This window comes from Serinicoccus shuyuelongi (genome assembly GCF_045032955.1).
GTDB lineage: Bacteria > Actinomycetota > Actinomycetes > Actinomycetales > Dermatophilaceae > Ornithinicoccus.
On the sequence record NZ_JBJFZU010000008.1, the window covers coordinates 17030 to 37812 of the forward strand.

General features: G+C 74.0%; 21 protein-coding genes. 6 read left to right on the forward strand and 15 right to left on the reverse strand.

Annotation, left to right across the window (positions count from 1 at the left end):
* Positions 1 to 34 precede the first annotated feature (34 nt).
* From ACI3EY_RS10780 to ACI3EY_RS10790, 3 genes are read left to right on the forward strand one after another with little or no spacing between them, the layout of a single operon-like run.
* Positions 35 to 610, forward strand: coding sequence for a rhodanese-like domain-containing protein (locus ACI3EY_RS10780; protein ID WP_405040422.1), 576 nt, complete (start codon positions 35 to 37; stop codon positions 608 to 610).
* Between the two features lie 6 nt (positions 611 to 616).
* Complete coding sequence (locus ACI3EY_RS10785) at positions 617 to 1381, forward strand: sulfite exporter TauE/SafE family protein (RefSeq protein ID WP_405040423.1); 765 nt, start codon at positions 617 to 619, stop codon at positions 1379 to 1381.
* Positions 1382 to 1419: 38 nt separating this feature from the next.
* Positions 1420 to 2157 (forward strand): GntR family transcriptional regulator, encoded by a 738-nt coding sequence (locus ACI3EY_RS10790; protein ID WP_405040424.1) that lies wholly within the window; start codon positions 1420 to 1422, stop codon positions 2155 to 2157.
* A gap of 4 nt (positions 2158 to 2161) precedes the next feature.
* On the opposite strand, the gene ACI3EY_RS10795 is transcribed toward ACI3EY_RS10790, so the two are convergent.
* The gene (locus ACI3EY_RS10795; RefSeq protein WP_405040425.1) at positions 2162 to 2761 is read right to left on the reverse strand and encodes a nucleotidyltransferase family protein; all 600 of its coding nucleotides are present in this window, start codon (positions 2759 to 2761) and stop codon (positions 2162 to 2164) included.
* Between the two features lie 39 nt (positions 2762 to 2800).
* Here ACI3EY_RS10795 and ACI3EY_RS10800 point away from each other — a divergent pair, with 39 nt between their 5' ends.
* From ACI3EY_RS10800 to ACI3EY_RS10810, 3 genes are read left to right on the forward strand one after another with little or no spacing between them, the layout of a single operon-like run.
* The gene (locus ACI3EY_RS10800; RefSeq protein ID WP_405040426.1) at positions 2801 to 3187 is read left to right on the forward strand and encodes a hypothetical protein; all 387 of its coding nucleotides are present in this window, start codon (positions 2801 to 2803) and stop codon (positions 3185 to 3187) included.
* Positions 3184 to 3777, forward strand: coding sequence for a pentapeptide repeat-containing protein (locus ACI3EY_RS10805; protein WP_405040427.1), 594 nt, complete (start codon positions 3184 to 3186; stop codon positions 3775 to 3777). Before ACI3EY_RS10800 ends, ACI3EY_RS10805 begins: the two co-directional genes overlap by 4 nt.
* Positions 3778 to 3813: 36 nt before the next feature.
* Complete coding sequence (locus tag ACI3EY_RS10810) at positions 3814 to 4359, forward strand: cupin domain-containing protein (protein ID WP_405040428.1); 546 nt, start codon at positions 3814 to 3816, stop codon at positions 4357 to 4359.
* Positions 4360 to 4368: 9 nt separating this feature from the next.
* Here ACI3EY_RS10810 and ACI3EY_RS10815 read toward each other — a convergent pair whose 3' ends face one another.
* The 14 genes from ACI3EY_RS10815 to ACI3EY_RS10880 form a co-directional block, all read right to left on the reverse strand.
* Positions 4369 to 5613 (reverse strand): pyridoxal phosphate-dependent aminotransferase, encoded by a 1245-nt coding sequence (locus tag ACI3EY_RS10815; RefSeq protein ID WP_405040429.1) that lies wholly within the window; start codon positions 5611 to 5613, stop codon positions 4369 to 4371.
* A 20-nt stretch (positions 5614 to 5633) separates the two neighbouring features.
* Positions 5634 to 6881: a metal-dependent hydrolase family protein gene (locus tag ACI3EY_RS10820; RefSeq protein WP_405040430.1), complete on the reverse strand. Its 1248-nt coding sequence runs from the start codon at positions 6879 to 6881 to the stop codon at positions 5634 to 5636.
* Positions 6878 to 8491 (reverse strand): DUF885 family protein, encoded by a 1614-nt coding sequence (locus tag ACI3EY_RS10825; protein WP_405040431.1) that lies wholly within the window; start codon positions 8489 to 8491, stop codon positions 6878 to 6880. The genes ACI3EY_RS10820 and ACI3EY_RS10825 overlap by 4 nt, the downstream gene beginning before the upstream one ends.
* Entirely contained in the window at positions 8484 to 10130 is a 1647-nt protein-coding gene (locus ACI3EY_RS10830; RefSeq protein ID WP_405040432.1) for a DUF885 domain-containing protein, read from the reverse strand. The genes ACI3EY_RS10825 and ACI3EY_RS10830 overlap by 8 nt, the downstream gene beginning before the upstream one ends.
* A complete protein-coding gene (locus ACI3EY_RS10835; protein ID WP_405040433.1) occupies positions 10130 to 12004 on the reverse strand; it encodes an ABC transporter family substrate-binding protein in 1875 nt (624 codons plus the stop codon). Before ACI3EY_RS10835 ends, ACI3EY_RS10830 begins: the two co-directional genes overlap by 1 nt.
* A 181-nt stretch (positions 12005 to 12185) precedes the next feature.
* Positions 12186 to 14291: a primosomal protein N' family DNA-binding protein gene (locus ACI3EY_RS10840; RefSeq protein WP_405040434.1), complete on the reverse strand. Its 2106-nt coding sequence runs from the start codon at positions 14289 to 14291 to the stop codon at positions 12186 to 12188.
* A gap of 12 nt (positions 14292 to 14303) precedes the next feature.
* Entirely contained in the window at positions 14304 to 15518 is a 1215-nt protein-coding gene (gene metK / locus ACI3EY_RS10845) for a methionine adenosyltransferase (RefSeq protein ID WP_405040435.1), read from the reverse strand.
* Positions 15519 to 15596: 78 nt separating this feature from the next.
* The gene (coaBC, locus tag ACI3EY_RS10850; protein ID WP_405038863.1) at positions 15597 to 16850 is read right to left on the reverse strand and encodes a bifunctional phosphopantothenoylcysteine decarboxylase/phosphopantothenate--cysteine ligase CoaBC; all 1254 of its coding nucleotides are present in this window, start codon (positions 16848 to 16850) and stop codon (positions 15597 to 15599) included.
* Positions 16851 to 16870: 20 nt separating this feature from the next.
* On the reverse strand, positions 16871 to 17140 hold the full coding sequence (gene rpoZ / locus ACI3EY_RS10855) for a DNA-directed RNA polymerase subunit omega (RefSeq protein WP_405038864.1): 270 nt from the start codon (positions 17138 to 17140) through the stop codon (positions 16871 to 16873).
* A gap of 7 nt (positions 17141 to 17147) precedes the next feature.
* Positions 17148 to 17720 (reverse strand): guanylate kinase, encoded by a 573-nt coding sequence (gene gmk, locus ACI3EY_RS10860; RefSeq protein WP_405038865.1) that lies wholly within the window; start codon positions 17718 to 17720, stop codon positions 17148 to 17150.
* Positions 17721 to 17755: 35 nt separating this feature from the next.
* A complete protein-coding gene (mihF, locus tag ACI3EY_RS10865) occupies positions 17756 to 18073 on the reverse strand; it encodes an integration host factor, actinobacterial type (RefSeq protein WP_405038866.1) in 318 nt (105 codons plus the stop codon).
* A 176-nt stretch (positions 18074 to 18249) separates the two neighbouring features.
* Positions 18250 to 19089: an orotidine-5'-phosphate decarboxylase gene (pyrF, locus tag ACI3EY_RS10870; RefSeq protein ID WP_405038867.1), complete on the reverse strand. Its 840-nt coding sequence runs from the start codon at positions 19087 to 19089 to the stop codon at positions 18250 to 18252.
* 2 nt (positions 19090 to 19091) lie between these two features.
* On the reverse strand, positions 19092 to 19952 hold the full coding sequence (locus ACI3EY_RS10875) for a hypothetical protein (RefSeq protein WP_405040436.1): 861 nt from the start codon (positions 19950 to 19952) through the stop codon (positions 19092 to 19094).
* 4 nt (positions 19953 to 19956) lie between these two features.
* Positions 19957 to 20775: a hypothetical protein gene (locus tag ACI3EY_RS10880; RefSeq protein ID WP_405040437.1), complete on the reverse strand. Its 819-nt coding sequence runs from the start codon at positions 20773 to 20775 to the stop codon at positions 19957 to 19959.
* Positions 20776 to 20783: the final 8 nt, after the last annotated feature.

A 20783-nucleotide genomic window follows, 5' to 3' on the forward strand; every position in this document is an offset into this window, starting at 1 on the left:
CGACCGAGATCTTCCCGAACCCTGAGGAGCCACCGTGAGCACCAGCACGAGCACCACCGTCGACGCCCAGTGGGTGGCCGAGCGCCGCGCCGCCGGGGCGGACCTGCTCATCCTGGACGTCCGGACACCCGCCGAGTTCGAGTCCTCCCACATCGAGGGCTCGTACAACGTCCCCCTGGACACCCTGAAGGAGCACCGGGCCGACATCGCCCGGCACCTGGACACGGACGTGGTGCTGGTGTGCCGCTCCGGTGCCCGCGCCGAGCAGGCGGACGCCAGCCTGAGCGCAGCCGGCACCGAGAACCTGCACGTGCTCCGCGGTGGTATGGGCGCCTGGGAGAGCTCCGGTCAGCGGGTCGTCCGTGGGGCGCAGCGCTGGGAGCTGGAGCGCCAGGTCCGGCTGGTCGCCGGGGGCATCGTCCTGGGCAGCATCCTCACCAGCACCGTCCTCCCGGCCGCCAAGTGGGTGGCCGGTGGCATCGGTGCCGGACTCACCTTCGCCGCGCTGAGCAACACCTGCGCCATGGGCATGATGCTCTCAACGCTGCCCTACAACCGGGTGCAGGGGTCCGACCCGGAGCAGCTCCTCGCCCAGCTCACCGGACGCTGACCGACCGTGCTGATCATCGTCCTGGCCCTCGCCGTCCTGGTGGGGGTCACCCTGGGCCTGCTCGGGGGCGGCGGCTCCATCCTGATGGTGCCCCTCTTGGTGTACGTCGCCGGGATGGAGACCAAGGAGGCGATCGCCACCTCGCTGCTGGTGGTCGGCGTGACCAGCGCGGTGGGCGCGGTCTCGCACGCCCGGGCGCACCGGGTCCGGTGGCGCACCGGCCTGGTCTTCGGGGTGGCCGGCATGGTCGGGGCGTATGCCGGTGGCCGGGTCGCGGCCTACGTGCCCGCCCAGTGGTTGCTCCTCGGCTTCGCCGCGATGATGCTCGCCACCGCCGTCGCCATGCTGCGGCCCCGTCGGGACGTGGACCCGGCGACGGTGCACGACCGGTTGCCTGTCGCCCGGGTCGTGCTGGACGGACTGGTGGTCGGTCTGGTGACCGGGCTGGTGGGCGCGGGCGGCGGCTTCCTCGTGGTGCCGGCGCTGGCACTGCTCGGCGGGCTGTCGATGCCGGTGGCGATCGGCACCTCGCTGGTGGTGATCGCGATGAAGTCGGCGGCCGGTCTCGGCGGCTACCTGGCCTCGGTGCAGATCGACTGGGCGACGGCCGGTGCGGTCACCGCCGCAGCCGTCCTCGGTGCCCTGCTGGGCGGGCCGCTCGCGGGGCGGATCGCCCCCGACCGCCTGCGTACCCTGTTCGGCTGGTTCGTGCTGGTCATGGCGGTGGTCATCGTGGTCCAGGAGGTCGTCGTCCCCGCCCTCGGGGGATGAGCGTCCCGGCGACCGGGCACCTCGCTAGGGTGGAGACGATGGCACTGGACAGGACGAGCGGACAGCCCCTCTGGGCGCAGCTGCACACCGACCTGCTGCGCCGTCTGGAGGCGGGTGAGTTCACCGCTGGCTTCCCCGCCGAGGGGGAGCTGCGCGAGCAGTACGGCGTGTCCCGGCATACCGTCCGGGAGGCGCTGCGACGGATCCGGGCGGCGGGCCTGGTCCGCTCGGGTCGGGGGCGGCGCAGCGAGGTGCTGGCCACCACCATCGAGCAGCCGCTGGGCAGCCTGTACTCCATGTTCGCCGAGGTGGAGGCGCAGGGACTCACCCAGACCAGCACGGTGCTGACCTGCGGCATCACCACCCACCCGCAGGCCGCGGCCTCGCTGGGCCTGGCGGTGGACGCCGAGCTCTTCGGGCTGGAGCGGCTCCGTCTCGCCGACGGGGTACCGCTGGCGCACGACTGCGTCTGGATGCCGGCCCGGGTCGCGGGCCTGCTGGTGGGCACCGACTTCAGCCGCACCGCCCTCTACCAGGAGCTGGAGCGGCACGGGGTGCCCCGACCGGACGGCGGCCGCGAGCGGATCACCGCGACGGTCCTCGACCCGGACCTGGCGCAGCAGCTGCAGGTCCCCTCCCCCGCGGCCGCGCTGCTCATCGAACGGACCGGCACGCTGGCCGGGGAACCCGTGGAGTGGCGGCGGACGACGGTGCGGGCCGACCGGTACGCACTCACCATGTCCTTCGGGCCCGACGGCTACCAGGTGGGGCGCTAGCGCGTCAGCGTTCGTCGACGTCCACCCCGGTGGCCAGGTCCCCGCACTCCACCAGCGCGGGTCGTGCCCGGCGCAGGTAGGAGCGGGCCCCGGCGTCGCCGCGGCTGTCGCCGAGCACCGCCTGCCAGTGCCGCTGCCCCAGCAGCACCGGGTGCCCCGGCACGCCCTGGTATGCCGCCCGCGCCAGGCTGTCGGCCCCGGACGGGTCCGCCGCGCCCAGCACCCGGGCGACCACCTCGGGTCCGACGTCCGGCAGGTCTACCAGGTGCACCAGGGCAGCCGTGGGGACGGCGCGACCCCGGGCCACCAACGAGGTGAGGCCCGCGGCCAGGGACGCCCCCATCCCCTCCTGCCAGGTGCCGCAGAAGGTGGTCCCCACCCGGTCGTCGGACCCGAAGGCAGAGGCCAGGACCCCGTCCACCTCCTCGGCCTGCGCCCCGGTCACGACCAGCACGTCGCCGCACCCGCCGTCCAGCAGCGCCCGCGCCGCGGTCACCGCCCAGGCCTGGCCGTCGGGGGCGGCCAGGGCCTTGGGACCGCCGTAGCGGCGGCCCGCACCGGCGGCCAGCAGGAGTCCGGTCAGGCGAGCGGTCGGCATACCCATGCCTGCCAGTGTGCCTGCCGGTGGGCCATGATGAGGACCATGAGCATCGTGGTGGATCTCGCCGAGCTGGCCAGGGCGCTGTCCCGGCACCCGACCGCCTACCTGCTGCTCAGCGGTGACGAGCGGCCGCACGTCGGTGAGGTCGAGGCGCGGATGGAGCCGGGGTCGACGAGCGTGGTGCTCGGGCACCCGGGGCGGACGGCCCGGCGGGTCCTGGACGAGCGGCCGGCGGTGACGCTGCTGCTGCCGCCCTACGAGAAGGACGGGTACAGCCTGGTGGTGGACGGCACCGCCGCCCTGGTGGGCGAGGAGATCCATGTCCGGCCCAGCCATGCCGTGCTGCACCGCCGTCCGAGACCAGACCCCGGCTCGGTACCGCCCTCCTCGGCCACCGGGTGCGCCGGCGACTGCCACCCGCTTCCGTGACCGACGTCGAGGGTCAGACCTTCCTGGACGAGGACTGGTACGGGCGGGCGATCGAGGGCGGCTCCTGGACGGACTGCTTGTTCCGGGAGGTGGACCTGACCGAGGTGCTGACCTCCGGGGCCCGCTTCCAGGAGTGCACCTTCGACCGCTGCCGGCTCAATGCCTCGGAGCACCGGCGGACCGCGTTCACCGCGTGCACCTTCACCGACACCTCGTTCTTCGACGCGACCCTGGAGGGCTGCCGGATGGACGGCAGCAGCTTCAGCGGCTGCGACCTGCGACCGCTGACCGTCACCGGAGGGTCGTGGTGGGGCGTCTCCCTGACCGGAGCCGTGCTGGGCGGCCTCGACCTGGCCGGACTCCGGCTGGTCGAGGCGGACCTCGCCGAGGCCGACCTGCGGCAGGCCTCGCTGCGGGACTGCGACCTCAGCGGCGCCCGGCTGCGCTCCGCCCGGCTCGACGGCGCGGACCTGCGCGGCGCGCACCTGCTGGGGGCCGACCTGGGCGCGGTGTCGGTGCGCGGCACCCGGCTGGACCTGGCCGGTGCCCTGGCGCTGGCGGAGTCGCTCGGTGCCCGCGTCGAGACCTGAGGCGGGCAGGGGCGCCCGGGCCAGTAGCGTGGGCCCATGATCGGCCCCCGCCTGCGAGAGCTGCGCGTCACCCGCGGCCTGTCCCTGCGCCGGCTCGCCGCCGAGACCGGGCTCTCCGCCACCCTGCTCAGCCAGATCGAACGGGGCGTGACCAACCCCAGCCTGAAGTCGCTGCGGCTGCTGGCCGGGTACTTCGGCCAGTCGATCTCGACCCTCTTCCAGGAGGAGCCCGAGGTGCTCGGCGGCACCAGCAGCGTGACGACACCGGGTCACCGCGCCCTGATCCAGGTGCCCAGCGGCCGGGCCCGCTACGAGCGGCTCACCCAGGGCAACGGACAGCTCGAGGTGCTGCTGGGGACGCTGCACCCCGGTGAGGCCTCCAGCGAGGAGCGGTGGAGCCACGAGGCGGTGGAGTGCGCCTACGTGCTCCGCGGCGAGCTGACGGTGGAGCTGGGCGAGGAGACCCTCGTGCTCGAGGCCGGGCACGCCATCACCCTGCGCTCGACCATCCCGCACCGCTACCTCAACACCGGAGACGTGGTGACCGAGTTCCACGTCTCGGTCACCCCACCGACCCCCTGAGGGGGCGGCTCACCGACCAGCGCCGGCCAGCCGGGTCAGCGAGGCGGCGATCTCGTCCAGCGCCTGGGTCATCCGGGCCGGATCCCGGTAGCAGCCGTGCACCAGCCGGATGTGTCCGGCGCCGGAGGCCCCGTAGGGGGCACCGCTGTTGACCGAGACACGGGCGTCGCGCAGCAGGTGGTCGGCGACGACGTCGCCCCCGCCCAGCGCGGAGACGTCGACCCAGGACAGGTAGCCGCTCTCCGGCACCTGCAGGCGCACCCCCGGCACCCGGCCCAGCCGGTCCACCACCTCGTGCCGGCGGGCCTCGAAGTCCAGGTGGCGTCGCTGCAGCGCCGCCTCGTCCAGCAGGGCCGCCCGCGCCGCCGCCTGGGCGGCGGTGTTGGTGGCACCGACGACGTTGACGGCTGTTCCGTAGAGGCTGTCGAGCAGGGTGTCCGGGCCCACCACGTAACCGACCCGCAGCCCGCTGAGGCCGTGCCCCTTGGAGAACGAGAAGACGGTCAGCGTGCGCTCCCACAGACCGGGCAGCGAGGCCGGGGTGGTGAACCCCTCCGTGGTGAAGACGAAGTCCTCGAAGGCCTGGTCGCAGACCAGGACCAGGTCGTGCTCCACGACCACGTCGCGCAGACCCTCCAGCACCTCCCGGGTGAAGACCGTGGTGGTGGGGTTGTTCGGGTGGGTCAGCACCACCATCCTGGTCCGCGCCGTCACGGCCGCGCGCAGGGCCGCCAGATCCAGCTGCCACCCGGCCTCCGGGTCCAGCGGGACCGGCACTGCGACCGCCCCGAGCAGCGCGCAGTTGCTCGCGTTCGAGGGGTAGGAGGGGTCCGGCACCAGCACCTCGTCACCGGGGTCGAGCAGGGCCGCCATCGCGAAGTAGAGACCCGCGTCCGAGCCGGGGGTGACGATGACGTTGCGGCGGGGGTCCACGGTGAGGTCGTTGCGCTCGCGGCACTTGACCGCGATCGCCTCCCGCAGCCGTTCGTCACCGATCGGCAGCGTGTAGTGGGCCGTGCCGGGGTCGTCGAGGGAGGCACTCAGGGCACCGCGCACGGCCGGAGAGAGGGCCGGGTCGGGGAACCAGGGGTCGGCCCAGGAGAGGATGGCATACCCCTGCTCGCGCAGCCGGGCGACGCCGTCGCCCACGTCCGCCTTGGTCACCTCGGCGAACAACCCGCCCTGCATCGCGGCGAACCGGGTGTTCGTCCTCGGCTCGGTGACGGCGTCCGTCCCGGTGGTGGCTCCGCTCATCCCTGCTCCTGTATCGGTCGTCATGTCGTGCCCCAGGCGCCGAGCTCGTCGTGGTCGTCGCGGACCACCCGGCCGCCGGAGACCACCGCGCGCAGCCCGCGCAGCGCGGAGACGTCGGTGGACGGGTCGTCCTCGATCAGCACCAGGTCGGCCGGTGAGCCGGGCAGCAACCTGCCCAGACCGGGCGCGCCCAGCCACTCGGCGGCCCGGCTGGTGGCCGAGCGCAGCACCTCGCGGGCGCTCATCCCCGCCTCCTGCATGAGCTCCATCTCCCGCACCGTCGCGGTGGTGCCCTCGAAGGGGGCGTAGGGCGGCATGTCCGAGCCCATCACGATCCGGACCCCGGCCGCGACCGCCCGCTGCAGGGTCGCCCAGTGCTCGGGTCCCGCCGAGAGCGCGCGGTCGATCATCCACTGCGGGACCTCGTGCAGCTCGAAGAAGTCACGGCACCGGCTGACGCTGATCGTGGGTACGTACCAGGTACCGCGCTCGACCATCATCGCGATGGTCTCCTCGTCCAGGCTGTAGCCGTGCTCGACGCCGTCGAGGCCGAGGGCCAGCGCCGCCCGCACCGTCTCTGAGGAGCCCGCGTGCGCGGTGACCTGCTTGCCCCAGGCGTGCGCGGTGTCGATCACCGCGGCCAGCTCGGCGTCGGTGAGCTGGGGGGTGTCGATGTCCTCGTGCTCCCCGGCGATGCCGCCGGAGATGCAGACCTTGACCAGGTCCGCGCCGGCGCGCAGCTGCAGCCGGGTCGCCCTGGCGAAGCCGTCCGCGCCGTCCGCCTCCAGGGCGTCGGCCTCCCAGCCGTGGCCACCGGTGCAGCACAGGGCGTGCCCGGCGGTGAACAGCCGCGGCCCGGGGACCGCGCCGCGCCGGATGGCAGCACGCAGCGTCATGTCGAGGTAGCGGCTCTCGCCGACCAGCCGGGCCGTGGTCACCCCGGCCCGCAGGGTCCGGGCCGCCGAGTCGGCCATCACCAGCACGGTCTGGGCGTCGTCCTCGGTGTCCCATCCCTGGGACATGGCCCCCGGCAGCGCCAGGCCGAGGTGGACGTGCATGTTGATCAGCCCGGGGAGGGCGTACCCGGTGGCCCGCACCTCGCGTGGCGGCGGGTCGGTGCCGGGGAGGGTCTCCATGACGTCGGCGCGCGAGCCCACCGCGGCCACCGTCCCGTCCGGGTCGACGAGCAGCGCGTCGCCGAGCTCGGTGCCGGTCTCCGGGTCCAGCACGACGGGCCCGTGCAGCAGCAGGGCGGGGTGGTCGGTCATCGGCTCTCTCCGTCCAGGACCGCGCCGAGCAGCGAGGTCGGGGGTGACCCGTGCGCGAGCACGGCGTCGTGGAAGCGTCCCAGCGAGGTGAAGCGCGCCTGGTGCCGGGCCCGCAGGTCGTGCAGGGCGTTGCGGCCAAGCACGTAGGTGGAGGGGTAGGTGGGGTTGTCGTGCCGGGTGTACCGGTCGACCTCTCCCCCGGCCATGTGCGGGTCCATCCCGGTCCGCTCCTCGAGCAGCGCGACCGCCTCGGCCTTGCTGAGCCTGCCCGTGTGCAGCCCCGTGTCGATCACCAGGCGCAGGCACCGCCACAGCCAGTTGCGGCGGGCGAAGAGGGCCTGGTCGTCGTGCCCGAAGACCGTCTCGGTGAGCACGTCCTCCACGTACAGCCCCCACCCCTCCACGAAGAGCGGGGTGCGGAAGAACCGGAGGAAGGAGTCCCGGTCCGTGCCGAGCTGGTGGTGCACGGACTGCAGATGGTGGCCGGGGTAGGTCTCGTGGCCGACGATCGAGCGGATGAAGGTCGGGCAGTTGTCCCGCTCGTGCCCGGCGACCCGCTCCGGGCCCGCCGTCAGGTCCGCGGGGGTGATCAGGAAGAGGCTGGTGCGGTCCGGGGAGTAGGGCGCGACGGTGCGCATCTCGCCCAGCGGGAGCCCGGCCCGGCGGAACTCCGGCAGCGGTGCGACCAGGCACCGCTGGTCGTCATGGACGGTGGCCAGGTCCTGCTCCAGGGTGAGCTCCCGGGCCCGGGCCGTCTCGGCGCGGTAGCTGGTCAGGAAGTGCTCGGCCGGGGTCCGCTCCGCCTTGAGCCGGGCCACCTGCTCGGCCCACGGTGTGTGCGGGTCGCGGTGGCGTGCCATCACGGTGAGCGACTCCTGGGCCGCGGCCACCTCCTGCCAGCCCTGCTCCCAGAGCTGCTCGGGGCTCAGGTCCAGGCAGTGGTAGCGCGTCAGCAGGTGGGCGAAGACGTCCTGCCCGACCTGCCAGCGTCCGCGCCCGTCCTGGGTCAGCAGCCGGACCCGCTGCACGAGACGCTCGAGCGCCGCGCAGGCCTCGTCACGGAGCCTGCGTGCCCGGCTCGCCGTGACCTCGTCCAGGGGCTGGTCGACCGCGTCCAGGCCCTGGCCCAGCAGGACCCCCAGGCCGGCGGCCGCCGGGAGGGTCATCACCGCCCAGTCCCGCGGGACTTCCTGCGGGTCGAGGGTGCGGGCACCCGCGGTGAGGAAGGTGGCGCAGTCCTCCAGCAGCTGCAGGTATGCCCGCCGGTAGGTGTCGTCGTCCAGGCGGGAGGTGTCCAGGGCGTCCAGCGCCCCGCCCACGGACTCGACGTACCAGTAGGGCGCCCGCTCCCAGGGTCGGGCGTGCTCCAGCTCCACCTGGCGCAGGTGCACCTCGGCGCGGATGCACCCCTGCTCCAGCCAGGTGTGGCTGCCCACCGGCGCGGTCGGCTCCCGGTCCCACCCGGACAGGGTGGCGGCCAGGTCCTGGTATGCCCCGGGGTCGGTGGCCGGCAGCCCCAGGCCGGGCGCCCCGGTGGCCGGGTCGAGGACCCCGGCGGACCGGCCGGTGTTGGGGTCGGCCGCGACCAGCAGCTCCGCCAGCTCATGCATGGGACATCTCCGCCAGGCTGCGGCGCAACGGCGCCATCCCCATCGGGCCCAGGCCCAGGGCCTGCTCGTGGAAGGAACGCTCGGTGAAGCGCCCGCCGGCCAGCGCGGCGTGCCGGGCCTCCTCCCAGAGGCGTGCTCCGGTGCTGAAGGCCAGGGCCTGGCCGGGCCAGCCGAGGTAGCGGACCACCTCGAAGGTGGCGGTCTCCCGGTCGCAGCCGGCCGCCTGGGTCAGCACGTCGACACCCACGTCGATGCTCCAGCCGGTGGCGTCGGTGAAGCCGTTGCCGGCGGGGATCGGGTAGCCCAGGTGCAGGCCCATGTCGATCACGATGCGGGCGGCCCGCCAGCGTTGGGCGAGCACCACGCCGAGTCGTTCGCCGGGGTGCTGGAGCAGGCCCCAGGCGTGCGCCCGGCCCTCGGTGTAGTGGGCCCAGCCCTCGGCATACCCGTGGATGTGGCACAGGTGCCGCTGCCACGGGTGCAGACCCTCGATCGAGGCGGTGACCACGTGCTGCAGGTGGTGCCCGGGCAGCCCCTCGTGGTGGACGGTGCTGACCTCGCGCCAGGTGGGGACGGTGTCGGCCCCGGTCGGGGTCGACCAGACGACGCGTCCACCCCGGGTCCCGGCAGGGTCCGGTGGTGAGTAGTAGATCGAGCCGGAGCCGGGAGCCGCCAGCACGGCGCCGCACGGGTGCCCCCCGGGCACGTCGAAGATCGTCCCGTCGAGCAGGTCGTGGGCCCGCTGCATCCGGCCCTCGACCCATCCGACCAGCTCGGGACCGACCCGGACCCTGCCGTTCTCGTCGGCGTCCAGCAGCGCTTCGGCCTCGGCGACCCCGGCGCACCCGAGCTCCGCCGCGATCGCCTCGGCCTCCTGGGTGAGCTCGGCCAGCCGGGACCAGCCGTAGGCATACGTCTCCGGCAGGTCGACCTGGGTGCCGAGGAAGGCCCCGGAGGTGACCCGGTAGAGATCCTCACCCACGGCGTCCTGGGCGCGCCCTCGGGGGGCGTGCTCCTGCTCCAACCAGTCCGCCAGCTCGCGGCAGGCCTCCCGGGCCCGGTCCAGCACCTGCCGGGTCGGGTCGTCGAGCTCGCCGGGGAGCAGTGCCCCTAGCCGGTCGTCACGCTCCGGGTCGGCCCACCGGCGCAGCTGTCCGGCCAGCGTCCGGGACTGCAGGGCAGGGACCGTGTAGCCGTCCGCGGAGGTGGCCGCCAGCCGCTCGGCGTAGGCCTGCAGCGCCGCCGGCACCTCGCCGAGCCCCGACACCACGGCCTCGTCGTCGGTCGAGCCGGCGGCCGACTCCAGCCCCATCATCACCATGTGCGCCGGGGAGGCCAGCGGAGCGACCAGGCCACCGGTGAACCCGGCGTCGTGCAGCGCGAGGTCGCTGCCCAGGCGCTCGGTGAGGGCACGGGCCAGGTGGCTCCGTGCTCCGGGAGCATCCTGCTCCGGGGGAAGCACGGCGAGATCGGCCAGCGTGCCGCGTGCCAGGTCGGCCCGGGCCTGCACCGCCCCCGGCCCGAGGGGGGCCCACAGGTCCTGGGCAGGGCTACCGATGGCCCGGGCGGCACCCGGGTCGAGCCGGGCGAGGCCGTCGACGTAACGGTCGGCGACCTCGCCCGCGTCGTGGGGCTGCATCAGTTGGCGCGCATCCACTGCTCGGCGTTCCAGGAGACACCGGTCTGGACCGAGGTCGGCCGGACGTTCTCCAGGGTGGAGTCGAAGCCGGTCACGCCCGGGTGGGCGAACAGCGGGATGCCGTACAGGTTGTCCCACAGCAGCTTCTCGATGACCTTGATCTGCTCCATGTGGACCTCGGGGTCGTTCGACCCGGCCAGGGTGTTCCAGGCCTCGTCGACCTCCTCGTTGGAGAACCCGCCGTAGTTCTGGCCGCCGTCGGTGGAGTAGATCGGCTGACCGGAGGCGATCTGGCCAGAGCCGGCCCACGCGAACAGCGCGACCTCCCAGTCACCGGACTCCAGCGTGCCACCGGCCTCGAAGAAGTCGGCGTTGCCGGCGTCGGTGATCTCGAAGCCCGCCTCGTCGCACGAGGACTTGATCGCCGCGACCTGGTCGGTACGACGCGGGTTCGGCGCGGAGTAGCCGATCCGGACCTCGACCGGGCTCTCCAGCCCGGCCTCCTCCAGCTTCGCGGCCGCACCCTCGATGTCGACCTCGTCGTAGCGGCCGTCGTAGGCCTCGGACACGACCTCTTCGTAGTCCGGCTGGAACGGGAACTTCTCCCGCAGGTTCATCACCTCGGCCTCGGGGTTGATCGGCGCGATCAGGTTGTCGATGATGTTCTGACGCGGCACGCACATCGCGAACGCCTCACGCGCAGCCAGACCACCCTCGGACTCGCTGAACGCCGAGGTCTCCGCGAAGTTGAAGTCCAGGTGCTCCCAGGTCATCTCATCAGTCGTCTCGACCGAGACCATGTCACCCATGCCCTCGAGCTGCTGCTTGGTGTCCACCGTGGCCTGCGGCTCGATGACGTTGATGTCACCGTTCTGCAGCGCCTGCACGTGCGTCTCCGGCGACGCGAACCGGTAGGTCAGGTTCTCGGTGGCCGGGGCCGGACCGAAGAACTCCGGGTTCGGCACCAGCGCGAGCTGGTTGCCCGACTCCCACGAAGCACCCTCCAGGGTGTACGGGCCAGACGAAGGCACGATCGCCTCGTCCTCGACCTGGTAGTTCGGGAACAACCAGCCGGTGTTCCAGAACTCCGCGGCACCGGCCACGGTCTCACCATCACCATCGAGGATGGCCTGCGCCAGCTCGCCGGGCTCCATGCCCGACTGCTCCGCAGCGACGTGCGCCGGCAGCGCGGCCGAGACCAGCAGCTCCCAGTCCGGGTACGGCTCGGGGAAGACGATGGTGAACTCCTTGGAGTCCACCTCGGTCTCCAGACCGTCCGGCACGTAGACACCGAAGGAGTCAGAGATCGCGTCGAAGCCCAGCTCCTCCGCGCCACCCAGGGACTCCGGGTTCGTCGAGGCCCAGCTCAGCAGGTAGTCGTTCGCGGTGATCGGCGTCCCGTCGGACCAGACCGCGTCGTCGGAGATCGTGTACTCCACCGTCAACGGGTCCTCAGAGGTCTGCTCGTAGGAGCCGAACCACTCGTTCGGGTAGACCGTGCCGTCCGTGCCCCAGTACCAGAAACCGGAGTGCAGCTGGTTGTTCACCACCGCGTTGTAGGTCGAGTTGGTGGCGGCGGTGTCGCCGTTGTAGGCGTTGTACTCCTCCGCACCGCTGGAGAAGGACACCGTGTCCGACATCGTCTCGACATCGCCGAGGTCCGCCTTGGCCGTGTCACCCTCCGCCATCTCACCGCCGCCTGCGTCGGAGGTCGACGAGTCGTCGTCCATCCCGCCGTCGTCGGTGGCCTCGCCGTCGTCGCTGCCACCCGCATCTGCCGAGGTGTCGTCCTCGGAGCCGGTGTCGGACGTGCAGCCAGCCAGCGCCAGGGCACCGGCCGCCACGACGGCCATGGTCGCGCGCCTGATCTTCAATGTTCCTCCTAGTAGATGGGCGTCACTCCCGGGACGACCTCGATCGGCCGCCCGCGGTCCGGCGACGCACCGGGGGGTTGCGAGATGAATTTAGGCACGCAAGGCAACACTTCGCCAGCAACGTACCCACACGGTGACGCGATCGTTACCCTTTTGAGACTTCCGTCAGCATGACCTTGCGTCAAGCACCGTCGACCACGTCGAGCATCATCCGGACCGCGTCCTGGGCCTTACGGGCGCTGCGCTCCGCGCGCACGGTGTGCACCGCCCGGGCGAGCCCGTTCCCCTGCGGCTGCGCGGATTCCCGCACCGTGGCGCGCACCCTGGCCCCCTCGGGGAAGACCCCCAGCACCTCCTGGCCGGCGGCACCGAGCACCCCGAGCACCTCCTGCACCGCCGCCTCCGGACCGACCACGGACGCATGCCGACGACAGGGGGGCAGGTCGAGCTCCCGCCGCTCGGCGAGCTCCCGGGCGGCGAGCCAGACCGGGTCCCAGCGCACCAGCGCCTCGACCGCCGGGATGGAGCCGTGCGGGGGCACCCCGCAGAGCACCACCTGGGCGCTGCGGCGTCGCGGTCCCCTGGCGGCAGTCCCGTCCGTCGGCACCGGTGCGGCCACCAGGGCCGCCGCCGCGGACCACCGTCGCAGCGCCTCCGGCTGTGCCTCCACCGAGGCCCGTTCCAGGAGGCGCCACCCGTCCAGCAGCGCCACCGCGGCATATCCCCCGGGGCACCAGGGCTCTGCCCCGGGCGTGGCCACCACCAGTGCCGGGGTGTCCTCGACCTGGGCGACCACGTGCTCCCCGCCGGAGCTGACGACCCGCACGCCGGGGAACGCCCGCCCCAGCTCCTCCGCGGTGCGCCGCTCCCCCACCGCGCTGGCCCGGCGACGGGTGGACCCGCACTCGGGGCATCCCTGGTCCCGCTCCGCCGGGCTCACCGGCGTCCCGCACACCCGGCAGCTGCCGGCGTCCTGGCCACCACCGGCACCCACCGGCCCCTGGCAGTGCCGGCAGCGCACCGGGGTCCGGCAGTCCTGGCAGGCCAGGGCGACGACATACCCCTGCCGCGGCACCTGCACCAGCACCGGGCCATGGTCCAGCCCGGCCCGCAGTGCCCGCCAGGCGACACTGGGGATCCTGGCGGTCCTGGCCGCCTCGTCCCGGTCCTCCTGCCGGCCCTCGCCGGCGACCACGACGGCGGGCGCCTGCGCCCGCACGGCGGCGGGTGCGGCCACGACGGAGGCCACCGACCCCTGCTCGACCCAGGCCTGGGCTGCGACGCTGCGCGTGAAACCACCCAGCAGCAGGGCCGCCCCCTCGGCCCGGGCCCGGCGGCGCAGCACCTCCCGGACGTGCGGGTAGGGGGCACGCGGCTCCTCGTGCAGGTCGTCCGCCTCGTCCCAGCACACCAGCAGGCCGAGGTCACGGACCGGGGCGAAGGCGCTGGCCCTGGTCCCCACCACCACCTGCGCGTGCCCGCGCAGGGCCCGCAAGAACGCCCGGTACCGCGCCTCCGGTCCCAGGTCGGCACTCAGCCGCACCACCGCGTCCGCACCGACGGCCTCCTCCAGCACCGGGAGCACCCGGACCACGTCGCGGTGGTCCGGCAGCACCACCACCGCCCCGCGACCACCGTCCACCGCGGCCTGCACGGCCCCGGCGATGGCGTCCGGCCAGTCGGCACCGGGCGCCCGGCCCGGCAGGGCCAGCCAGGAGGCGGCCGGCGCCTGGCCGTCGCGCACCCGGCGCAGGAAGGCCTCACCTGCGGGATAACCGTCCCAGGCCGGACAAGCAGCGACCTGCCCCCCGTCCGTGCCGGACCCGGGGCGGGTGACGTCGGTGCCAGCGTCAGGGACGGACCGCTCGGCGCGGGCGTGCCGCGGCGGGACCGCGAGCCGGAGGGTGTCCGACAGCGTCCCCCCGTAGTGGTCGGCCACCGAGCGGGCCAGCGCCGCGACCGCGGGGGTGAGCACCGGCTCCGCGCTGACCACCGACCGGAGCGGCGTCAACCGGCCGGAGTGCTCCGCGGTGTCTACCCGGGTGAGCAGGTAGCCGTCGTGGTCGCGGCCGGCGAAGCGCACCCGGACCCGGACGCCGGGGCGGGCCTGCTCGTCCAGCTCGGCCGGCACCGCGTACTCGAACGGTCGGTCCAGGTGCGCCAGCGGGGTGTCGACCAGGACCCGGGCCACCGGGTCCGTGGCGGCCAGCGGGACGTCAGCGGCCGGCGCGTGCTGCCGTCGCCGCGGGGCACGCGGCGGCGGGACCAGCTCCAGCTGCTCGGACACCGCGGCGTCGCCTCACACGGCTGCGCGCAGCGCGTCGACCCGGTCCAGCCGCTCCCAGGTGAAGGGGTTGTCCACGCCGACGGCCTCGGAACGGCCGAAGTGGCCGTAGGCGGCGGTCGGCCGGTAGATGGGACGGAGCAGGTCGAGCTGGTCGACGAGGGCGGCCGGGCGCAGGTCGAAGACGGTGGACACCGCGGACTGGATGCGCTCCACCGGGACGGTCTCGGTGCCGAAGGTCTCGACGTACAGCCCCACCGGGCGGGCCGTACCGATGGCGTAGGCGACCTGGATCTCGCACCGGGTGGCGAGCCCGGCGGCGACCACGTTCTTGGCCACCCAGCGCATCGCGTACGCGGCCGAGCGGTCCACCTTGGACGGGTCCTTGCCGGAGAAGGCGCCGCCTCCGTGGCGGGCCATCCCCCCGTAGGTGTCGACGATCACCTTGCGGCCGGTGAGCCCTGCGTCCCCCATCGGCCCCCCGATGGTGAAGACCCCGGTCGGGTTGACGAGCATCCGGTAGCCGTCGGTCTTGAGCTGCACCCCGGCGGCGCGCGCCTCCTCGAGCACCGGCGTGATCACCCGCTCCCGGATGTCCGGCTGCAGCTGCTCCTCCAGGTCGATGCCGGCCGCGTGCTGGGTGGAGAGCACCACCGTGTCGAGCCGGACCGCGCGGTCCCCGTCGTAGGCGATGGTGACCTGGGTCTTGCCGTCCGGGCGCAGGTAGTCCAGCTCCCCGCTCTTGCGGACGGTGCTGAGCCGCTCGGCCAACCGGTGCGCGAGGAAGATCGGCAGCGGCATCAGCTGGGGGGTGTCGTCGCAGGCATACCCGAACATCAGCCCCTGGTCACCGGCCCCCTGGTGGTCGTAGTCGTGGGCCCCCTCGTCCCCCCGGCTGGCGACCGCGTCGTCGACGCCGGTGGCGATGTCCGCGGACTGGTCCCCGATGGAGACCTCGACCCCGCAGGTCCGGCCGTCGAAGCCCTTGTGCGAGTTGTCGTAGCCGATCTCCAGGATGGTCTCCCGCACCAGCTGCGGGATGTTGGAGTACCCCTGGGTGCGTACCTCCCCGGCGACGTGCACCAGCCCGGTGGTGACCATCGTCTCGACCGCCACCCGGGAGTGCGGGTCCTGGCGGAGCAGGTCGTCGAGGATGGCGTCGCTGATCTGGTCGCAGATCTTGTCCGGGTGCCCCTCGGTGACGGACTCGGAGGTGAACAGGCGGGACATCGGGACTCCTTCGCGCGGGGTGCAGCGGCTGCTGTCGTCGGCGGTGAGTCTACGGGGGTGGACCGACGGACCCGCCGGTCAGGGCAGGGCCGGTGCTACCACGTCCCAGACGGCCTCGGCGACGTCGTCCTTGCTGGCCGGACCGACGGTGAGGGGGTCCTCGTCCGGGCTGTCACCGCGCCGCAGGACGTGCACCGTGCTCTCGTCCTGGCCGAAGGTCTTGTCGACGCCGACCTCGTTCGCGACGAGCAGGTCGCACCCCTTGCGGGCCAGCTTGGCCCGGGCGAGGGTGAGCAGGTCGCCGGTGGCGTCACCGGTCTCCGCGGCGAACCCGACGAGATAGGGGGCAGCGGCCGTTCCGCGGGTCGCGACCAGACCGGCCAGCACGTCCGGGTTGCGGACCAGCTCGATGGTCGGTGCGGAGTCGTCACCTTCGCCGTGGGTCTTCTTGATCTTCGACCCGGCGTAGGTGGCGGGGCGGAAGTCGGCGACCGCCGCTGCCATCACCACGGCGTCGACGTCGCCGGCGGAGACCAGGCTGCCCACCTGCTGCTCCAGCTCGAGGGCGGTCCCCACCGGGAGCACCTCGCAGCCGGGTGGGACGGGCAGCGTCACGTTGGCGCTGACCAGGCTGACCCTGGCGCCCCGGCGGGAGGCGGCGGCGGCGAGGGCATACCCCTGCTTGCCGGAGCTGCGGTTGCCGAGGTAGCGGACCGGGTCGAGGGGTTCGCGGGTGCCGCCTGCGGAGACGACCACGTGCCGGCCCGCGAGGTCGAGGTCCTCGATCTGCCGCGTCGGCGTCCCGGCGGCCGCCGCGGCCATCGCGGCCTCCACGATGTCCTCGGGGTCGGGGAGGCGCCCGGGCCCGGTGTCCTGGCCGGTGAGCCGCCCGCTGGCGGGGTCGAGCACGTGGGTGCCCCGTTCGCGCAGCAGGGCGACGTTGGCCACGGTCGCCGGGTGCGTCCACATCTCGGTATGCATGGCGGGCGCCAGCAGCACCGGGCACCGAGCCGTCAGCAGGGTGTTGGTCAGCAGGTCGTCGGCGAGTCCGTGCGCGGCGCGGGCCAGCAGGTCGGCGGTGGCCGGGGCGACGAGGACCAGGTCGGCCCAGTCACGGCCCAGGCGCACGTGTGGGACGGCGGGCACGTCGTCCCACACGTCGGCGGAGACGGGGCGGCCGCTGAGCGCCTCCCAGGTCGCCGCCCCGACGAAGTGCAGGGCGGCGGCGGTCGGCACCACGGTCACCTGGTGACCGGCCTCGGTCAGCAGACGGAGCACCGAGCACGCCTTGTAGGCGGCGATGCCACCGGCGACGCCGAGGACGATGCGCATGCGTGACGTGCCGTCCGCGCTCAGCTCTCGGGGGAGCTCGTGTGCAGCTTGCCCTGGTCGATCTCGTGCAGCGCGATCGACAGCGGCTTGTCGGTGGCCTCGGCCTCGACCAGCGGGCCGACGTACTCCAGGAGGCCCTCGCTGAGCTGGGCGTAGTAGGCGTTGATCTGCCGGGCGCGCTTGGCGGCGTAGATCACCAGCGCGTACTTGCTGTCCGCGCGCTGCAGCAGGCTGTCGATCGGCGGGTTGGTGATGCCGTCCGGGTGGGCGATGGTGCCGGTTCCACTCACGTTGATCTCAGTCCTTCGTTGGGGGGTCGACCATCAATGATACGAGTTCTTCGCCGGCCCGTGCGACATCGTCGTTGACGATGGTCCGGTCGAACTCCGAGCGGGCCGCCAGCTCGGTGCGGGCCGTCTCCAGCCGGCGTTCCCGCTCGGCCTCGTCCTCGGTGCCCCGACCCACGAGCCGCTGCACCAGATCCTCCCAGGTCGGCGGTGCCAGGAAGACGAAGAGCGCCTCCGGCATGGCCTCCCGGACGGCCCGGGCCCCTTGCAGGTCGATCTCCAGCATCGTCGGGTTCCCGGCGGCCAGGGACTCGTCCACCGGCCCCCGGGGGGTGCCGTAGCGGGCCCGCCCGTGCACGGTGGCCCACTCGAGCAGCTGCCCCTCACGTTCCAGCCGGTCGAACTCCGCGTCGTCCACGAAGTAGTAGTGCTGCCCGTGCACCTCACCCGGGCGGGGCGGGCGGGTCGTCGCCGAGACCGAGAGCCAGACCTCGGGGTGCCGGGACCGGACGTAGGACGCGACGGTGCCCTTGCCCACGGCCGTCGGCCCGGCCAGCACGACCAGCCGTCGGGTGCCGCCCACCGGCCCGGCGGGCCCGACGGGGGCCGACCCGGTACTCAGCGGCCGTCGAAGCGCTCGAGCAGCTGGTGCACCTGGTTGGCGCCCAGCCCCCGGACACGCCGGCTCTCGGAGATACCGATCTCCTCCATCAGCTGGCGGGCCCGGACCCGCCCGACCCCGGGCATCGACTCCAGCAGGGCGGAGACCTTCATCTTCCCGATGACGTCGTTGGACCGGCCCTCGTCGATGACGTCCTTGAGGGAGCCCTGCGCGTTCTTCAGACGGTTCTTGACGGCAGCCCGCTCGCGGCGGGCGGCAGCTGCCTTGGCCAGCGCGTCAGCGCGCTGCTCCGGCGTCAGCTCGGGAAGGGCCACGGTCGCACTCCTTGTCGGTGGTCGCAGGGAAATCCCTGTTGGGCGAACATAGCGACCCGCTCCCGCCTCTGCCAACCCACCACCGGCCGGGAGGTGGGTCGGACCGGGGGCTGGGCGGGGTCGTGCGGGGGACAGGCCGGGGTCGGGCAGGGGTCAGGTGGGAGTCCGGGCCGGCGTCAGGTTCGGTGCAGGGCCTCGGTGAGCTGCCCGGACCAGGACCGGAGGGTCTCCTCCAGACGGTCCGGGCCGGCGCGCAGCAGGCCCCGGCTGACGGGCACCAGCACCCGGTCGGCCAGCCCCGCGAAGGACCGGGCGACGTCCTCCGGACCGGCCCCCTGGGCACCGACGCCGGGGGCCAGCACCGGCACGCAGCCCACGGTCAGGTCCAGGCCGGCGGCGGCCAGGTCGACGCCGGCCCCGACCACCACGCCCACGTCCCCGCAGGGCTGCTGGCCGGCGACCTCTCGGGTGACCTCCCCGAGCACCCGCGCTGCGACCGGCGGTGACCCCGCCAGCTGCACCTGCTCCCCCTCAGGGTTGGAGGTGCGGGCCAGCACCCAGACCCCACGCCCGGCCCCGTGGGCGAGATCGAGCGCCGGGCGCAGCGAGGCATACCCCAGGTAGGGGCTGAGGGTGATGGAGTCGGCGGCCAGCGGTGAGCCGGGCGCCAGGTAGGCCTGGGCGTAGCCCTCCATCGTGGAGCCCACGTCGCCGCGCTTGACGTCCAGCACCGAGAGCAGTCCCCGCTCGCGGCAGCCGGCGAGGACCTCTTCGAGAACGCCGACGCCCGCCGCCCCGTGCCGCTCGAAGAAGGCGGACTGCGGCTTGACCGCCGCGGACCGGCCCGCGGCAGCGTCCAGCACGGTCAGGCTGAAGGTGCGCAGGCCGTCCGCGGAGTCGGCCAGACCCCAGTCGGAGAGCAGCTGCGGGTGCGGGTCCAGCCCCACGCACAGAGGCCCGTGCTGCGCCATGGCCCGGTGCAGGCGTAGCCCGAACCGTTCGGTCGTCTCGTGCATGCTCACTCCTGGGTGGGGGTATGCCGGTGGTCGGGTGCGGGCAGGTTCTGCCCCGGGTGCTCGTCGAGGCCGGCCAGGATGGACGGCAGCAGGGTCGGGTCGGCCCACAGCGCCGTCCCGACCTGGACGGCGGACGCCCCGCAGTCCAGGTGTGCGCGGGCGCTTGCCACGTCGTGGACACCGCCCGCCCCGACCAGCGGCACCGCCGGCCACCGATGGTCGCGGGCGGCCGCGGTGAGGGTGCGCAGGCCGGCACGGCAGGCAGCGGCGGTGGAGGCACCCGACCACCACCGGTCCGGACCCAGCCGCAGCGAGCCGCAGACGACGACGGCTCCCGCTCCCCCGGCGACGGCGCCGCGCGCGGCCGCCACCAGGTCGGGCTGCAGGGCGGAGAGCCGGGCCAGGAGCAGCAGGTCGCGCGGGGTGGACTCCCGGAGCCGGGCCATCACCTTGAGCCCGGCCTGGTCGTCGGCACCGCGCAGGTCGACCTCGACGGCGCCCACCGCGTCCCCTTCGAGGCTGCTGCACACCCGGCCCGCCAGCGATGCCATCTCACCCGCGCTGCTGCCGCGCAGCAGCAGCACGGCGCTGCGGCCCCGCGCCGCGCACCAGCGCAGGCGGTCGGCGGCTCCGGCGACGTCGACACCGGGGGCGGAGCCGTGCTCGACCCCGCCGGGACCGGTCCCGTGCACGACCCCGTGACTGCCGTTGGCGCTGCCGTTGCCGCTGCCGCCGTCCATGCCGATGCCGGGCCCATGCGTCTGCACCGGCCCCACCGGCACCAGCACCTGCTCGGGCATCCCGAAGCGCAGCAGCCCCCGGGGGTCGCCCACCGCGCCGCCGGCCAGCCACAGCCGCGGCATCGGCTCACCGCGGCGCACCGAGCACCCACTCCCCCGGGGCGACCGGCCCGTCGAGGCAGGCACGGACGGTGCGCGCCGCCGCGGTGGTGCCGCCGCCGTCGCCGTTGCCGACGACGAGGTCGCACTGCCCGCACAGGCCGGTCCCGCACACCACCGGCGCACCGGGGTCCACCGCCGCGACGCGCGTCGTGAGGCCACGGGCGAGCGCCAGCGCGGCCACCTCCCGGACCAGGGTCAGTGGACCCGTGGCCACCACCAGGGCCACCTCCAGGTCCGGGTCGTCCAGGCGTGCCGCCACCACCGCGGGCAGCTCCTGCGGGTCGGTCAGCACCACCGAGGTCGCCTGCCGTCGGAGCAGGCCCAGGTCGAGGTGGTGGTCCGGGTCGTCCGCCGAGAGGACCGTGTGCACCGGGCAGTCGCGCTCGCGCAGCAGCGCCACCAGCCAGCGCAGCGGCACCACCGACCCCTCGTGCCCGATCAGCAGGGTCGGGGTGGGTCCGGCCGGCAGCGGGAAGCCCCGCCCGAGGGGGCCGAGCAGCCGGACGCCTGCACCCACGACGAGGCCGTGACCCACCGGCAGCACCACCTCCGCGGTGGTCCCGTGCACCGGTTCTACCCGTACCCCGGCGAGCCACAGCACCCGGGGCAGCACCTCCCCCCGGGTGGCGGCGCCGGGCAGCACCAGCAGCTGCCCGGGCCGGGCCCGGTCCCACACCGGACCGCCGGGCACCGCCAGGCTCACGATGTCGTACGGGCCGGAGGCCCGCACCAGAGCGACCACGGCGTCGACCACCGGCTCCGGGGCGCCCGTCGCGGGGAGCACCACGTTCT